The organism is Mycoplasma procyoni, assembly GCF_017052595.1.
Classification (GTDB): Bacteria; Bacillota_I; Bacilli_A; order Mycoplasmatales; family Metamycoplasmataceae; genus Mesomycoplasma_A; species Mesomycoplasma_A procyoni.
Map to the genome: position 1 here is coordinate 1 of NZ_JAFIDB010000005.1, position 14,364 is coordinate 14,364.

The following is a 14,364-nucleotide window of genomic DNA, read 5'->3' on the forward strand; positions in this document are numbered from 1 at the left end:
AAGGCAAGAAAAAGCAAGAAAAAAGTAAAAAAAGTTTTTGTTTGCCTATATTTATGTAATAAATATAGGGTATAAAAAAATTCCTAAACTATTAGGAATTTGTATTAAAAACTGGGAAACACAGGAAACACAATTACAAATACAGAAATTGAAGATGATATTGAATTAGAAGACCAAGACGAATAAAATACAAAAACTCCCTTTTGGGAGTTTTTTGCTTTTGTAAAATTGAAAGACAAGATGATTTGCTTGTTTTGTTTTGATTTTAGTTTTCTTTTATTATTCAACGAATATTTTTCTTACTTCCTTTAGCAAGTAACTTCCCTTCTTCTCTTAATATTTTTATTTTTCTACTTATTGTTCTTCTTGAAAGACCTGTAATTTCCTGTATTTCAGTAATTTTTATTTCAGGGTTGTTCCTCATAAGATATTCTATAGAATTTTCTCTTACAGAAACATTATATCCATTATTTTCTTTGTGTTCTACAACTCTTTTTTCTTCATCTTCAACTATTAATTTGTATCTTAAATCATTGTTATTTAAGAATCAATTGTTTTCTTTTTTAGCAACATGGTTTCTATTAAAAATCACAACTAAAAAAGAGTTTTTTGTAATACTGAAAACAGGTGCTTTTGGGAAATTTTCATACTCTCCAATTATCCTTTTTATTCCTGAAGCATAGTTTTCGGTTACTCCTATTTTTGTTAACAAGTTTATGATATTTGCATTTCTTGTTCCTATGTGTCCGTTTTTTATGTCTTCAAAAGTTAGATTACCAGATATTCCTCCCGGAGAAAATACTTCTAATCTATCAAGATAAAATTTTAAAAATATATTAGATTCTACACTTCAATCTCTGTGACAAAAAGCATTTACAATCGCTTCTCTTAGTGCTTTTTCTGGATAATCTGAAAGTTCTTCTCTTGAAACAGATCCATTTATGGTTGCTCTTCTTTGATTTATAAAATAAGAAATTTGAATAGCTTTATCGATTTGTTCAACGAGAGATCCTGTTAAATCTCTTTTATCTCTAAAATTACTGCTTAAATCTTCTGTTTCAAAAAGAGCAAATTTTGTTATATATGGGTTTTGATCACTTAATAAAAGTGCTGCATTATTGTATTTACCTGTTTCTTTGCTAATTAAATTTGATGAGTATGGATTGAATTGCATAGATAAATTCTGAAATCTTTGAGAAATATAATTAAAAGTTAAATTTTGTTCTCTGCTTTCTAATTTTTCAAAATCTAAATAATTGGATTTTAAGACCATCTGTCTTCATTCGTGTTCGTTAGCTTTAACTGTCGAACTCCCTATTCTTATGTAAAAACTAGATGGTGAAACTCCTTCTTTATCATAAAAATAATATGGTTTATTTCTGCCTTCTTTCACAAAGATGATAAAGCTGTTATTATCATTGTTTATTTCAATTAAATCTCTTGCATCTGAACTAAAAGAGTTTGTTATTATTTCAGTTAACTTTTCGGTTCACTGTTTTTTATTTTCCTTTATTTTCTCCAAATCTAAAGTTCCATTTTCATCTCTAACACCGAGGTGAATTTCTCCTCCTTTTGTATTCAAAAAACTTGCAATTACTTTTTTAATTTTTTGTGGTTCAGGTAAATCTCATTTAAATTCAACCTTATCATTTTCTCATTGTTTCATTTTGCATCCTTTAATTATAAAAAAAATATATATTTCTATTTTACCATTTTATTGTGCCATTTTTGAGTTTATTGTGCCATTTAATGTGCCAAAATAAGGTTTATTGTGCCATTTTTGAGTTTATTGTGCCATTTAATGTGCCAAAATGCAGGTTTATTGTGCCATTTTTGAGTTTATTGTGCCATTTAATGTGCCAAAAATGGTTTTATTGTGCCAAAAAGCAAGTTTATTGTGCCATTTAATGTGCCACAATAAAAGAAAAAATAGAGTTTCCTCTATTTTATCCTTTGATTTTTGTAATTCCATTCATGTAAGGAACTAATACTTTAGGAACATCAATTGTTCCATCTTCATTTTGGTATTGCTCTAAAATTGCTGCATAAACTCTGTCGATTGCAATTCCAGAACCATTAATTGTGTGAGCATATTCATTTTGCCCGTTTTCGTTTTTGTATCTTATTGAAGCTCTTCTTCCTTGGAAATCTCCAAAGTAAGAAATTGAAGAAACTTCTCTAAATCTTTGTTCTGAAGGTAGTCAAAGTTCTAAATCATATGTTTTCCTTGATGAAAACCCTGTATCTCCTGTAGAAAGAACTATTTTTCTATAAGGAATCTCAAGTTTTTCAAGAATACTTTCTGCATCTTTTACAGTTTTTTCAAACTCAACTAAAGAATCTTTTTCAGAAACAACTTTAACAAGTTCAACTTTATGGAACTCGTGAGAACGAATAAGTCCTTTTGTGTCTCTTCCTCCACTTCCAGATTCAGATCTATAACATTTTGTGTAACCCACAAATTTTACAGGGCTGCTTAAGTCTAAAATTTCGTCATTGTGATAGTTAGTAATTGTAACTTCCGCTGTTGGGATCATTCATAAATCATTGTTTTCAATTTTGTATAGATCTTCAGCAAATTTTGGCAATTGTCCTGTACCATAAAGCATTTTTGATAAAACCATTGTTGGTGTTGTTAGTTCTGTATATCCATTTTCAACGTGAGTATCTAGCATGAAAGAAACTAAAGCCCTTACTAATTTTGCTCCATCTTTTTTGAAAATTGCAAATCTTGAACCAGACATTTTAACAGCTCTTGTAAAATCTAAAATATCTAAATCAACCCCAATTTCATAGTGAGGTTTAATGTTTTTTACAAGTCCTCTACCTAATTTTTCGTTTGTATAAACTACAACGTTGTCATTATCATCAGCACCTACAGGAACATCTTCTAAAGGTAAATTAGGTATTTTTAGTAACAATTCTTCAATTTCTTGATTTACAGAATTTGTAGTTTCAGAAATTTTTTCAATCTCTTCTTTGATTTTTTGAACTTCGTTTTTAATCTCTGTTACATCTTCTTTATTTCTAACTTTTTGTCCGATTTGAGCTGACAGTGAGTTTCTTGAGGCCTCAAGTTTTTGTTGCTCTGTCATTAAAGATCCTCTTTGCTCTCCTAATTCAAAGACTCTTTCGACGATTGAAACATCAAATCCTCTTGTTTTTAACTTAGCAATAACTTCTTCTTTATTATTTAATATAAACTTAATATTTAACATAATTTAAATTATACTCCATCAATAAAAAAATATGCTTAATTATACTATAATTAAATTATGAAGATTGTAACTGGGAAATTATTTAGAATTCTATACTCAAGTTTTGACAAAACTTTTTTTGTCTATCTTTTTAGATCTGAACAGGATGGAAATGAACCTATTAAAATAGTTGCAAAGGATGAGCTTTTTAGTGATGTTTATTATGAACTTGAAATTAAAACAAAAAATCACCCAAAATATGGCGAATCTTATGAATTAATAAAGTGAAAATCAATAATTGAAAAGAATCAAAAAGGTGTTATTAACTACTTTTCATCCAGTATTTTCCAAGGAATTGGGCGTGTTATTGCAAACAAAATCTATGACAAATGAGGAGACAATGCAGCTGAAATACTCTCAAAAAATCCTAAATTAATTTTTGAAATTCAATCAGAAATAACACACAAAAAAGCTGAAATTATCTGTGCTGCTTTACAAAAAAAAGACATTGAAACAGAAATAAAGTCCCTTTTTGCATTACATAACCTTTCTAATTCTTTATTAAAAAAGCTAAAAGTTGTTTTTAATTTAGAAAAATATTGAGAAATTTTAAAAGAAAATCCTTATGATGTGTTAATGTCTGGGAATAAGTTTAATTTTAATGAAATAGATGCTTTAGCTCTTGCTTTAGGTTTTTCTGTTGATAACCCAATTAGAATTCAATATTTAATTCTTGATAATATTTACAATATTTTAGATTCTCAAGGTGACACAAAATACAACAACCCCTTTTTAGGTTTCTCTAAAACTAATGAAAGATTTTACATTGAAAAAGAGTACTTTATTACTCTTTTTAAAGAGCTTTCTGCTCAAAAAAAACTCTTTGTAGATAAAGAAGAAAAGACAGTAACACACTGATTTTTAAAGGAACAAGAAGAGTTTATTGTTAAGAATTTAATTGAAATAAGAAACAAAAAAACAAGTTTCAGTGATGTAATTGATTATCCTGTTCTTCCTTCTTATCTTGATTCAATCCAAAAAGATGCGATAAACAGTTGTTTTGAGAATAATTTAATTGTTGTTACAGGTGGACCAGGTACAGGAAAAACAGAGATTTTAAAGCACATTTATAAAGGTTTTTTAAGCAGTTATAAAGAAAGTGACATGATCGTTTTAGCACCTACAGGAAGAGCTGCTTACAGAATTTTTGAAAAGTCACAAATAAAAGCACAAACAATCCACTCTTTTTTAGAAGTAAGATCAGTCGAAGGTGATAATTTCTTTTTTGATTCTTTAAACAAACAAGAGAAAAAAGTCTTGATTATTGATGAGTTTTCAATGGTTAACACAGATCTTTTTTGTGCTTTATTAAAGGGTCTTGATTTAGATAAATTACAGAAAATCGTTTTAATTGGAGACAATAATCAAATCCCTTCTATTGGTTATGGAAATCTTTTAAGCGACTTTATAAATTCAAATGTCTTTGTTGTTAGTGAACTGAAAAATAACTATAGACAAAAAGATGGAAAGAGTATTATTGATGATGCAAACATGGTTAATAAAAATGAAGTTCCTGACTTAAATACAGAATTTTCCCTTTTTATCGATACAAATCCTTTTAAAATTAACGATCAAATTCAAACTCTTTTAGAGCAAGCTCTTAAAAAATATCCAATTTCAGAAATCACTATTCTAGCACCTATTTATGGAACTCATGTTGGAATTGATGCAATAAACTTATTTGTTCAACAGCTTTTATTTACAAAAAGAAATGCAGAAAGTTTTGAAATTAATGGAAAAACTTTCTATATTGGAGACAAAGTTATTCAAAATGAAAACGACTACAAACTCGACGTTTTAAACGGTGAAATAGGCTTTATAGAGCATGTTATTAAGTTTGAGTCTAAAATTGATTTTATTACAGTAAGATTTAATGAGCAAAAACTTATTAAATACAAACCTAGTGAGTTTGCTAAATATATTTCACTCGCTTACTGTGTTTCAATTCACAAATACCAAGGTTCAGAATCTAATTTTGTTATTGTCTTAATTTTTGAAAACTACAAAAACATGCTTACTAAAAAATTAATTTATACAGCAATGACAAGGGCTAAATACTACTTAAGAGTCATCGGTGAAAGAGAAGCGTTTAATAGTTCTGTAAAAATCAACGACCGAGAAAGACAAACAAACATCTTAAAATACTTTAAAATCTTTCTTTAGCCCTTTTTAATAAAAATTTTATATAATTTAAATTATGAAATTAATAGTAGGTTTAGGAAATCCAGGAGACGAATACAAAAACACAAAGCACAATGTGGGTTTTTGAGTCCTAGATAAAATTGCAAGCGACTTAAATTTAGAATTTGATAAAAATAAATTCAATGGTCTTTTTGTTAAAACTGAAGACTATATTTTAGCCAAACCGCAAACTTATATGAATTTATCTGGTGAGTTTGTGAGTTCGCTTGCTAGCTTTTTTAAAATAAATATTGATGATATTTTAGTTATTTATGATGATATGGACTTTAAAATTGGTCAAGCAGCAATCAAGAATAACGGTTCTCCAGCAGGTCACAACGGAATGAAAAACATAATCGAAAAACTTGGAACAGATCAAATTAAAAGACTTAAAATTGGAATCGGAAGACCGGCTGATAAAAACAATAAAAATTATGTTTTAAGTCCTTTCAGTGATTCAGAAAAAGAAATTCTAGATAGGGTAATTGTAGAATCTTCTGAAGCTGCAATAGATTTTATTTCAAATGACATCAGAAGAGTTATAGAAAGATTTAATGCAAAAAACAAAAAAGCAAAATAAAAAATTTCTTCTTGCTGTAAGTGGTGGACCAGATTCTATGTTTATGCTTGAAAAATTTAAAGATAGAAACATAATTGTTGCACATGTTAATTACAACAAAAGAGAAGATAGTTGAAAAGATCAAAAAATAGTAGAGGAATTTTGCAAAATACACAAAATTCCTTTATTTATTTATTCTGTAAGTGAAAGCGAATATACTGAAAAAGGTAATTTTCAATCTCTTGCAAGAAAAATAAGATATTCTTTTTTCAAAGAAATTTATGACAAAGAGTCTTGTGATGTTTTATTAATAGCTCACAACAAAGATGATTTTTTGGAAACCGCTCTGATGCAAAAAGAAAACAAAAGAAATCCTTTTTTTTGGGGAATTAAACAACAAAATGTCTTACATTCTATGAATATTTATCGTCCTTTTTTGTTTAAAAAATGAAAAAAACAAATTGAAAATAACTTAATAAAAAGAAAAATCCCTTTTGCTATTGATTATACTAATACATTAGATATTTATTCAAGAAATAAAATTAGAAATATTTATAGAAACAAACAAACAACTAAATGTTTTTTATTTTATAAGTTTAGGATTAAAAACTTTTTTCTTCAAATAAAGGAAAAAAGAGTTTTAAAATCTTTTTCTAAATGAGAACTCAAAAATTTTTCAATTGATTTTCTGAAAAAAAATTCAAAAGTTTGTTTTTATTTGCTTTTTATATTTTTACATAAATTTTGCTTAAATATTGAATTAAGTACAAAAAAAATAAACTCAATAATAGAGTTTATTTTTGCTAATAATCAAGCTAAAAAATATAAATTAAGTGATTACTATTTTTTAGATAAAAGCAATAAGAAGTTAACAGTGATTTCTTATATGTAAATTAAAAACTATCAAATTTTAACCATTTTTTCTTTTGAAACATACATTTTATCTTCTTTTTGGATGTTGTATGTTTGTTGGAATAGTTCTGAATTACCAAGAACTACATTAGCTCTAATTTTACCAGGTGAGTGAACGTCTGTTTCTAGTCTTCTTTTTGCTGCAGATTCTTTCATTTTGTTTCTTCAAGAAACTGCTCAAGCTTCAAAGAAATCTGTTGCACTGAAATCTTTTTCCATCTGTGCAGCTTCAAGCGCACAAGCAAACCCTCCAAGATCGGCTATGTTTTCAGAAACTGTTAATTGCCCATTTACTGGTCCAAATTCAGTTTCTCTTTTATCATATAACTCGATAGCTTTTTGTGTTCTTTCTTGGAATTGTTTTAAATCTTCTTCAGTTCATCAATTGTTTAATTTTCCGTTTTCATCAAATTGAGCACCATTATTGTCAAAGGCGTGTGAAATTTCGTGAGCTATAACAACTCCAATTGCTCCATAGTTTGCAGATTTAGATCTTTTTGCATCATAATAAGGAGATGCAAGAATTGCTGCAGGGAATACAATGTGATTTTTCATCGGGTTAAAATATGCATTTACTGTTGCTGGTGACATTGATCAATATTCTTTACTTTCATCTTTGTGGTAAAGAGAAAATGCATAGTCATTGTAAACTTTTGAGAAGGCGATGCTGTTTGAAACTAAATCCCCTCCTTGCTCATAAGTTGTTGTTTTAAAATTATCGTAATATGGCTGAATTTTTTCAGGGAAACCAATCATAACATCCATTTTTGAAAGTTTTAATAAAGCTTTTTCGATTGTTTCTTTTGATAATCATGTGTTTTCTTTTAGACGTTTTTTGTAAACTTCAATCATGTTGAAAACCATGTTTTCGATGTCTTTTTTAGCTTCTTTTCCAAAAAATTCATTTGCATAATATAGACCAAAAGGCATTGAGAATAGAGCATCTGCTTTATCATAAGCAAATTTTTCTAGCTGTCTTACTTCATCAATTGAGTTAATTTTTCTTGAAAATTCTGTTGCTTTTTCTCTTATTTTTTCACTTAAATCAGAACAGAAAGAAAGAACACTGAAAATAATCATAAAGGCTTTATATTTTTCAAAGTTTTCTTTTGAAAATAAAGAATCAAATTGTTCTGTAAATCTTAAATTTACAACAGAAGCTTCTGTAACTTTTTGCCCTACAGTTTTGTCTAAAATAGCGATAAAATCTGTATTTTTGGAAACTTTTTCTAACTCTTCTCTTAATTTTAAATTGTATAGAGAAACATAGTCAGCTTGTTCTAAAGCACTTAAAACGATGTCTTTATTGATGTTGTCAAATTCAAGAGCTAAATCTGCTAATTTTAGTGCTTCTTCTTTTGTTTTTCCATAGTCTACTAAAAGATCGACAACCATGTTTTTTCAAGTTGCTAAAAAATCTTTTGCTTCCTCTTTTTCATAAGTTTCTTTTGCTGGAAGAATTGTAGAAGGACCATCTAGTCAAACAATTTTTCTTGAAGAATCTTTAAAGTCTTCGTGTAAAGAAATTCCAACAGGAAGTTGTGAAGTAGATCTTCAAAAATCTTGATCTTGTGCAAAAATTTCTTCAAATGAATTTAGTTTCTCAAGTTTTTGGATGTGTTTTCTGATTGGTTCTCAACCTAATTCTTCTCTCTTTTTAACATCCATGATCATTGAAAAGTAATTCACCATCTCTTTGATGTGTTTGTTGCTTGGTAATTCTCTTTTTTTAGTTGATCAGTCCATTAGAAGTGTTTTTAATAATTTTTCAAGCTCTAAATCAAGCTCCACAAAGGCGCTTATGCTCGATCTATCGGCTGGTATTTGTGCTTTTCGTAGTCAGTCTTTGTTTATAAATTCATAAAAATCATTTTTTAATGTTTTCATTTTTCTCCTTTATTTGTGATATTTTATGTTGTTTTTTATTGCTAATCCTCTGTAAATTTGTTCTACTAGCATAACTCTAAATAATTGGTGAGGAAAGGTCATTTTTGAAAAATTAATTTTGTTTTCAAAATATTCTTCTTCAACTCCGTTCGATCCACCTATTACAAAACAAATATTAGCTTCATCTAATAAATCCGAAAATTCTTCAGATGTTTTTTGTTTTCCTTGTAAAGAACACAAAAAAGTTTTTGTGTTTTTAGGAATTTTTTCAAGGATTTTTTCTGTTTCTTTTTTCTTTTTTAAAGATATATTTTCTTCGTTAATTTCTTTTATTTCTATTATGTTAAGTTCTCTGAAAAAGGAAATTTTCTTTTTATATTCACTTATTAGTGCTTCGAATTGTTTTTGAATATTTCCTACAGCAATTAGTGTTATTTTCATTATTTATGTCTTGAGTTTAAATAGAACATTAACATTTGAATATCAGCAGGGTTAATTCCACTAATTCTTGAAGCTTGTCCAATTGTTGTTGGTCTTACTTTCTTAAGTTTATCTCTTGCTTCGGTTGCTAAATTATCAACTTGATCATAGTCAATATTTTCGGGAAGTTTCATTTTTTCTAAACGAATCATTTTTTGAGCTTCGTTTATTTGTTTTTGGATGTATCCTTCTAGTCTTGCGATGACGCTTAATTCATAACCAAACTCAAAATCACCTAAAATATCTGTATAATCAACTTCAGGACGAGCTAACAATTGGAATTTTGATTGTCCATTTGTAGCATTATATTTTTGAGCAAGCTCACTTTTTGAAGACACAAAGTCATTTTTTAATTCTTCCATTTTTTGATCGATACTTTGATATTTGTTCACAACTTTTTGGTATTCTTCTTCTGTGATCATTCCTGATTTTTGAGCGTATTTAGACATTCTGAAGTCAGCATTATCATTTCTTAAAAGTAGTCTATATTCCGCTCTTGAAGTTAGCATTCTGTAAGGTTCCTTTGTTCCTTTAGTTACTAAATCATCAATTAAAACACCTATATAACCATCATTTCTTAGGATTTCTATAGCTTCTTCGTTTTTTAGGTATTGAGCAGCATTAATTCCCGCTATAAGCCCTTGTCCAGCTGCCTCTTCATAACCGCTTGTTCCGTTAATTTGTCCAGCTAAAAACAGACCGTTTAACAGTTTGCTTTCTAAAGATTTTTTAAGTTGTAATGGGTCAATTGCGTCATATTCAATAGCATAAGCTCACTTTGCAACTCTTGCATTTTCAAGTCCTGGAATTGATTTTACCATCTCTTTTTGAACTTCAATAGGCATAGAAGTAGAAAGACCGTTTATGTACATTAAATCACCTTCTGCTGTTTCTGGTTCAAAAAAAATTTGGTGTCTTTCTTTATCTCTAAAACGAACTATTTTATCCTCTACAGAAGGGCAATATCTTGGACCAACTCCATCAATAAGTCCTGAATACATACTTGAACGATCTAAATTTTCTAAGATGATTTCGTGTGTTTTTGGAGTTGTGTAAGTTAGATAACAGTGAACTTGTTTTTCAAGAATTCTTTCTGTTTTAAAACTAAAATTTAAAGGTTTATTTTCTAGAATTTCTTCTTCAACTTTTGAGAAATCAATTGAATCAGTTCAAATTCTTGGTGGAGTACCTGTTTTAAGTCTTAATAAATTAAAACCATTTTCTCTTAATCATTGCGAAAGATTAGAGGAAGTTCTTTGGCCGTCCGGTCCACTCTTTTCTACTTGGTCTCCCCTAAGGATTCTTGAGTCCATATAAGTACCTGTAGTTAGAATTACAGCGGGTGCTAAAAACTCCTCTCCGGTTTCTAAAACAACACCCTGAACTGTGTTTTCGTTTTTTAACAATGAAGTTACTATAGATTCTTTTATAGTAATATTTGGGTTTTGCTCCATTTCTTGAGCAATTATTTTTGAGTATTTTTCTTTGTCGATTTGAGCTCTAATCGCTCTTACAGCAGGCCCTTTAGATTCATTAAGCATCTTAATTTGAATCATTGCTCGATCAGCAAAAATTCCTTGAACTCCTCCAAGTGCGTCTATTTCTCTTGTGATAATCCCTTTTGCAGGACCTCCAATAGAAGGGTTGCAAGGCATTGAACCAATTTTGTCTTTCGATAAAGTCACTAGCAGAACTTTAAAGTTTTGTTTAGCAAGTGCAAAAGTTGCTTCAACCCCAGCGTGTCCCCCTCCTACTACTATTGCATCAAATTTGTTATTCATTTTTCTCCTTTAAAAGAATAAATAAGGTGAGATTCACCTTATTATTATATAGAAAATACGTGATAAACTGAATCGTTTATTCAAACAACATCGCCACCGTGAATTTTTGTAGATCTTCCTTCAGCAACTTTACCATTTATTATCACTTTGTGTGTTTCTAAAAACTCTTTTGAAGCCCCTCCTGTGTCTATAATCCCTAGTTTTTTAAGGAATTGACTTACCTTTATTGAACTTCCTTTTATTTCTATTTTCATATTATCTCCTATGTTGTTCCCATTAGTTGTTTATTTGAAGGACATGAAGGTGAAAGTATTAAAACTTTTGTTCTTGCTTTATTAACATAAATATGCACATTACCTTCAAAAACTGAAATAGCATCTTTTAAATACTTGTGATTTAGTGCAATTGTTAAAGATTCTTCTGGACCTTTAAATTTGTGATTTCTTGTTTTAACTTTAACATTACCCATTTCTTTTCTCTCACCACTTAATGAGAACTCTTCATTATCTACACTCAAAATTAGTTTGTAGTAAGAATCACTAGAAATTATAGATGCTTTTGAAATTAAATCTGAAAATTCTTTTTTGTCAATTTCGATTTGGTAAACTAACTCTTCTCCAGAAGGAAAAGCAGCTGAAATATCTTTATATGGATAACCAATTAATTTACATTGAATTAGCGTATTTTCAATCTTTGTTTCAACTTTATATTCTGTAACAAAAATTTCAACTTCTCCATGCAAATCCGAAGGTATAAAATCCTTGATACTTTTAGCTAAAATAGAAACATTAAAATCCGGTTTTCCATTAAGTTCAACCTTCTCTACTGCCATTCTATATCTATCTGTTGCAGAGATGGTTAAATAACCTCCGTAAGCAGCTAAATTAAGTGAATTAAGAATTACTTCAGGATTGTCTGTAGCAGCTGCAAAAATGGTGTTTTTAATTGCTTTTCTCAAATCATCTGCTGAAACAACCATTTTGTCCCCAAAACCATCAAATTGAATTTGAGGATAGTCTTCCGCTTCCATTAAATTAAGAGTATAAACATCTTCGTTATTTTTAATAGTTAAAATATCACTACTAAAATCAAATTCAATAATTCCATTTGTCTTTTTGATTATATTTTTTAATAAGGAGTAATTGATTAACGAAATTCCGGTTTTTTTAATTTCGGTTAAATTTTCAGCTGAAATAAAAGATTTAATAGAAATTTCACCATTTGAACCAATTAAATATAGTCCTTCTTCTTTTAATTGTAAAAATATACCTCTAAGATTTACTGTTAGATTTGTAGAGTCAATAGCAATTGCAATTCTATCAAAATCTTTTTCTAAATTTTTCTTATCAATTTTAAAATTCATTTTTTCCTTTCGATTAAATTAATTTATATTATATTAATTAATTTATAATTAATTATTATTATAGTGTCAATAATGTTAATAACTCCTAAAAACACTGTATAACGGGTATTTTAGTAAAAAATAACTATGTCACTTTTGTGATTTTTTGCTTAATCGAAGCAACTGCATTTTTTACATCTGTCGATCTTTTCATCTCGTTATTTATTTTTTTATAAGAAGCGAGGATGGTTGTGTGGTTTTTCTTACCAAATTCTATTCCAATCCGTTCATAAGCTAATGAAAGAAGTTCTCTCATTATTCAAATTGCCATCGATCTGGCAATAACTATCTCTTTTCTTCTACTTTTTCCGACAATATCAGTTGTTTTTACCCCATAATATGATGCAACAGCGTTTAAAATCCTTTCTGGAGTGATGTCTTCTTCTTTAACAGACATTTTTTCAAAGATAGATTTAATAACTAATTCAGTGTATTTTTTGTTTTCTTTTGTATCTGAAGTATAGAAATTAACAGCTTTTAGAGCGCCTTCAATATCTCTAATTGATTTGTGAAAGTTTCTGACAATAAAGTTAAGTGAATTGTTTTCTCAATCTTCTAAATGCATGTTTTTTTGCTCAATTTTGAACTTAAGAATCTTTAAAAGGTCTTCTTTTGTTGGTTTTTTAATCTCTAAAATCAACCCTCCCTTAAATCTTGTGATAAATCTGTCTTCAAAACCTCCCAGAAGTTCAGGAGATTTGTCAGCACAGATGATAATTTGTTTCTTTTTCTGTATTAAATTGTTAATAACATTAAACAAAATGTCAAGAGTTTTCTTTCTTGTTGCCAAGATTTGCACATCGTCAATTAACAATAGGTCAATTTGACTTAAAAAGTTTGATAAATGGTTGATTTCTTCGCTGTTTTTCTCTTTTAAATAAAGAATGATTTCGTTTGTGAAAATGTCAGGATTTAAGTAATAAACGTTTTTGCCACGTGCTTTTAGTGCATTTCCAACAGCGTGCATAAAGTGTGTTTTACCTAATCCAGAATCAGAGTGAATAAATAAAGGATTGTAATCTTTTTCGTCATAATCTACAATACTTTTTGACACCCTAAATATTTCTTTGTTAAAAGTCCCTGAAACAAAATTGTTAAAAGTGAAATCAGAAATAAGATTATCGGGAAACTTTTTGATTTTTTCAACTCTTGGTCTTTCACTTTTTTTAACACCATAATCTAAATCATTTAGTTCATTTTTTGTTAAAAACTCAATCTCAAGATTTTTTTGAAAAACATCAAAAATAGCATTTTTAACAGTTGATAAAAACTCCACTGTTAAAAAACTTTTAGCAGTGTCGTTATGTGTTAATAAAACAACTTTCTCTTCATTATAAGATATGATTGAGGATGTTGAAAAAATCGAAGATAGCATAATCGGATCTTCTACAAGTTTTTCAAAACTTTTTAACAATTGCTTATTTAATCTTTTTAGTTCATCTTGTTTAGAATTTGAGTTTTTTAACATAGTGAATAAATAATAAACTAAAATAAAGTTTTTAACAATTAAAAACGAAAATAATCTCGAAATGACAAATAAAATAATATAGTTTTTAACAAAAAAAACACCTATTTTTAGGTCTTTTTTTATTGTTTTTACTACCTAAATGTTAATAATTGTCAATAAAATCAAAGAACTTTAAATGCCTATAAAAAACGAAAAATTTTAAGTTTTTAATATATAAAAATAAAAAAAATGCTATAATTCTTATTATTTAATTAGTAAATAAATTAATCAATTAATTACACAGGAGGAATAATGAAAAGAACATATCAACCAAACAAAAGAAAACACATCAAAACTCACGGTTTTAGAGCAAGAATGGCAACTGCTGGTGGAAGAAAAGTTTTAGCTTCAAGAAGAGCTAAAGGTAGAGCAAGATTAACAGTTTCTGAAGCTTAAGA

Annotated in this window: 12 protein-coding genes; 4 read left to right on the forward strand and 8 right to left on the reverse strand. The window is 28.3% G+C overall.

Annotation, left to right across the window (positions count from 1 at the left end; translation table 4 throughout):
- Positions 1 to 265 precede the first annotated feature (265 nt).
- Together JV122_RS02310 and serS are read right to left on the reverse strand one after the other, a co-directional pair.
- A complete protein-coding gene (locus JV122_RS02310; RefSeq protein WP_205842906.1) occupies positions 266 to 1,666 on the reverse strand; it encodes an RNA-binding domain-containing protein in 1,401 nt (466 codons plus the stop codon).
- A 280-nt stretch (positions 1,667 to 1,946) separates the two neighbouring features.
- Positions 1,947 to 3,218 carry a serine--tRNA ligase gene (serS, locus tag JV122_RS02315; protein ID WP_205842907.1) on the reverse strand — a complete coding sequence of 424 codons (1,272 nt, stop codon included), beginning with the start codon at positions 3,216 to 3,218 and terminating at the stop codon, positions 1,947 to 1,949.
- Between the two features lie 57 nt (positions 3,219 to 3,275).
- Between serS and recD2 the strand changes: the two genes are divergently transcribed.
- The 3 genes from recD2 to tilS are packed head-to-tail and all read left to right on the forward strand — an operon-like array spanning position 3,276 to position 6,889.
- Entirely contained in the window at positions 3,276 to 5,420 is a 2,145-nt protein-coding gene (gene recD2 / locus JV122_RS05010; protein ID WP_205842908.1) for an SF1B family DNA helicase RecD2, read from the forward strand.
- Positions 5,421 to 5,454: 34 nt separating this feature from the next.
- Entirely contained in the window at positions 5,455 to 6,018 is a 564-nt protein-coding gene (gene pth / locus JV122_RS02325) for an aminoacyl-tRNA hydrolase (RefSeq protein WP_205842909.1), read from the forward strand.
- The gene (gene tilS, locus JV122_RS02330; RefSeq protein ID WP_205842910.1) at positions 5,993 to 6,889 is read left to right on the forward strand and encodes a tRNA lysidine(34) synthetase TilS; all 897 of its coding nucleotides are present in this window, start codon (positions 5,993 to 5,995) and stop codon (positions 6,887 to 6,889) included. The genes pth and tilS overlap by 26 nt, the downstream gene beginning before the upstream one ends.
- A gap of 8 nt (positions 6,890 to 6,897) precedes the next feature.
- Here the strand turns inward: tilS and JV122_RS04575 are convergent, their stop codons facing one another.
- From JV122_RS04575 to dnaA, 6 genes are all read right to left on the reverse strand, one after another.
- Positions 6,898 to 8,796 (reverse strand): M13 family metallopeptidase, encoded by a 1,899-nt coding sequence (locus tag JV122_RS04575; protein WP_205842911.1) that lies wholly within the window; start codon positions 8,794 to 8,796, stop codon positions 6,898 to 6,900.
- Between the two features lie 9 nt (positions 8,797 to 8,805).
- A complete protein-coding gene (locus tag JV122_RS02340; RefSeq protein ID WP_205842912.1) occupies positions 8,806 to 9,237 on the reverse strand; it encodes a 23S rRNA (pseudouridine(1915)-N(3))-methyltransferase RlmH in 432 nt (143 codons plus the stop codon).
- On the reverse strand, positions 9,237 to 11,057 hold the full coding sequence (mnmG, locus tag JV122_RS02345; protein WP_205842913.1) for a tRNA uridine-5-carboxymethylaminomethyl(34) synthesis enzyme MnmG: 1,821 nt from the start codon (positions 11,055 to 11,057) through the stop codon (positions 9,237 to 9,239). The genes JV122_RS02340 and mnmG overlap by 1 nt, the downstream gene beginning before the upstream one ends.
- 44 nt (positions 11,058 to 11,101) lie before the next feature.
- The gene (locus JV122_RS02350; protein WP_205842914.1) at positions 11,102 to 11,311 is read right to left on the reverse strand and encodes an RNA-binding S4 domain-containing protein; all 210 of its coding nucleotides are present in this window, start codon (positions 11,309 to 11,311) and stop codon (positions 11,102 to 11,104) included.
- A gap of 8 nt (positions 11,312 to 11,319) precedes the next feature.
- A complete protein-coding gene (dnaN, locus tag JV122_RS02355) occupies positions 11,320 to 12,420 on the reverse strand; it encodes a DNA polymerase III subunit beta (protein ID WP_205842915.1) in 1,101 nt (366 codons plus the stop codon).
- 124 nt (positions 12,421 to 12,544) lie between these two features.
- Positions 12,545 to 13,927, reverse strand: a complete 1,383-nt coding sequence (gene dnaA / locus JV122_RS02360; RefSeq protein WP_205842916.1) for a chromosomal replication initiator protein DnaA — start codon at positions 13,925 to 13,927, stop codon at positions 12,545 to 12,547.
- Between the two features lie 291 nt (positions 13,928 to 14,218).
- Between dnaA and rpmH the strand changes: the two genes are divergently transcribed.
- Entirely contained in the window at positions 14,219 to 14,362 is a 144-nt protein-coding gene (gene rpmH / locus JV122_RS02365) for a 50S ribosomal protein L34 (protein WP_205842917.1), read from the forward strand.
- Positions 14,363 to 14,364: the final 2 nt, after the last annotated feature.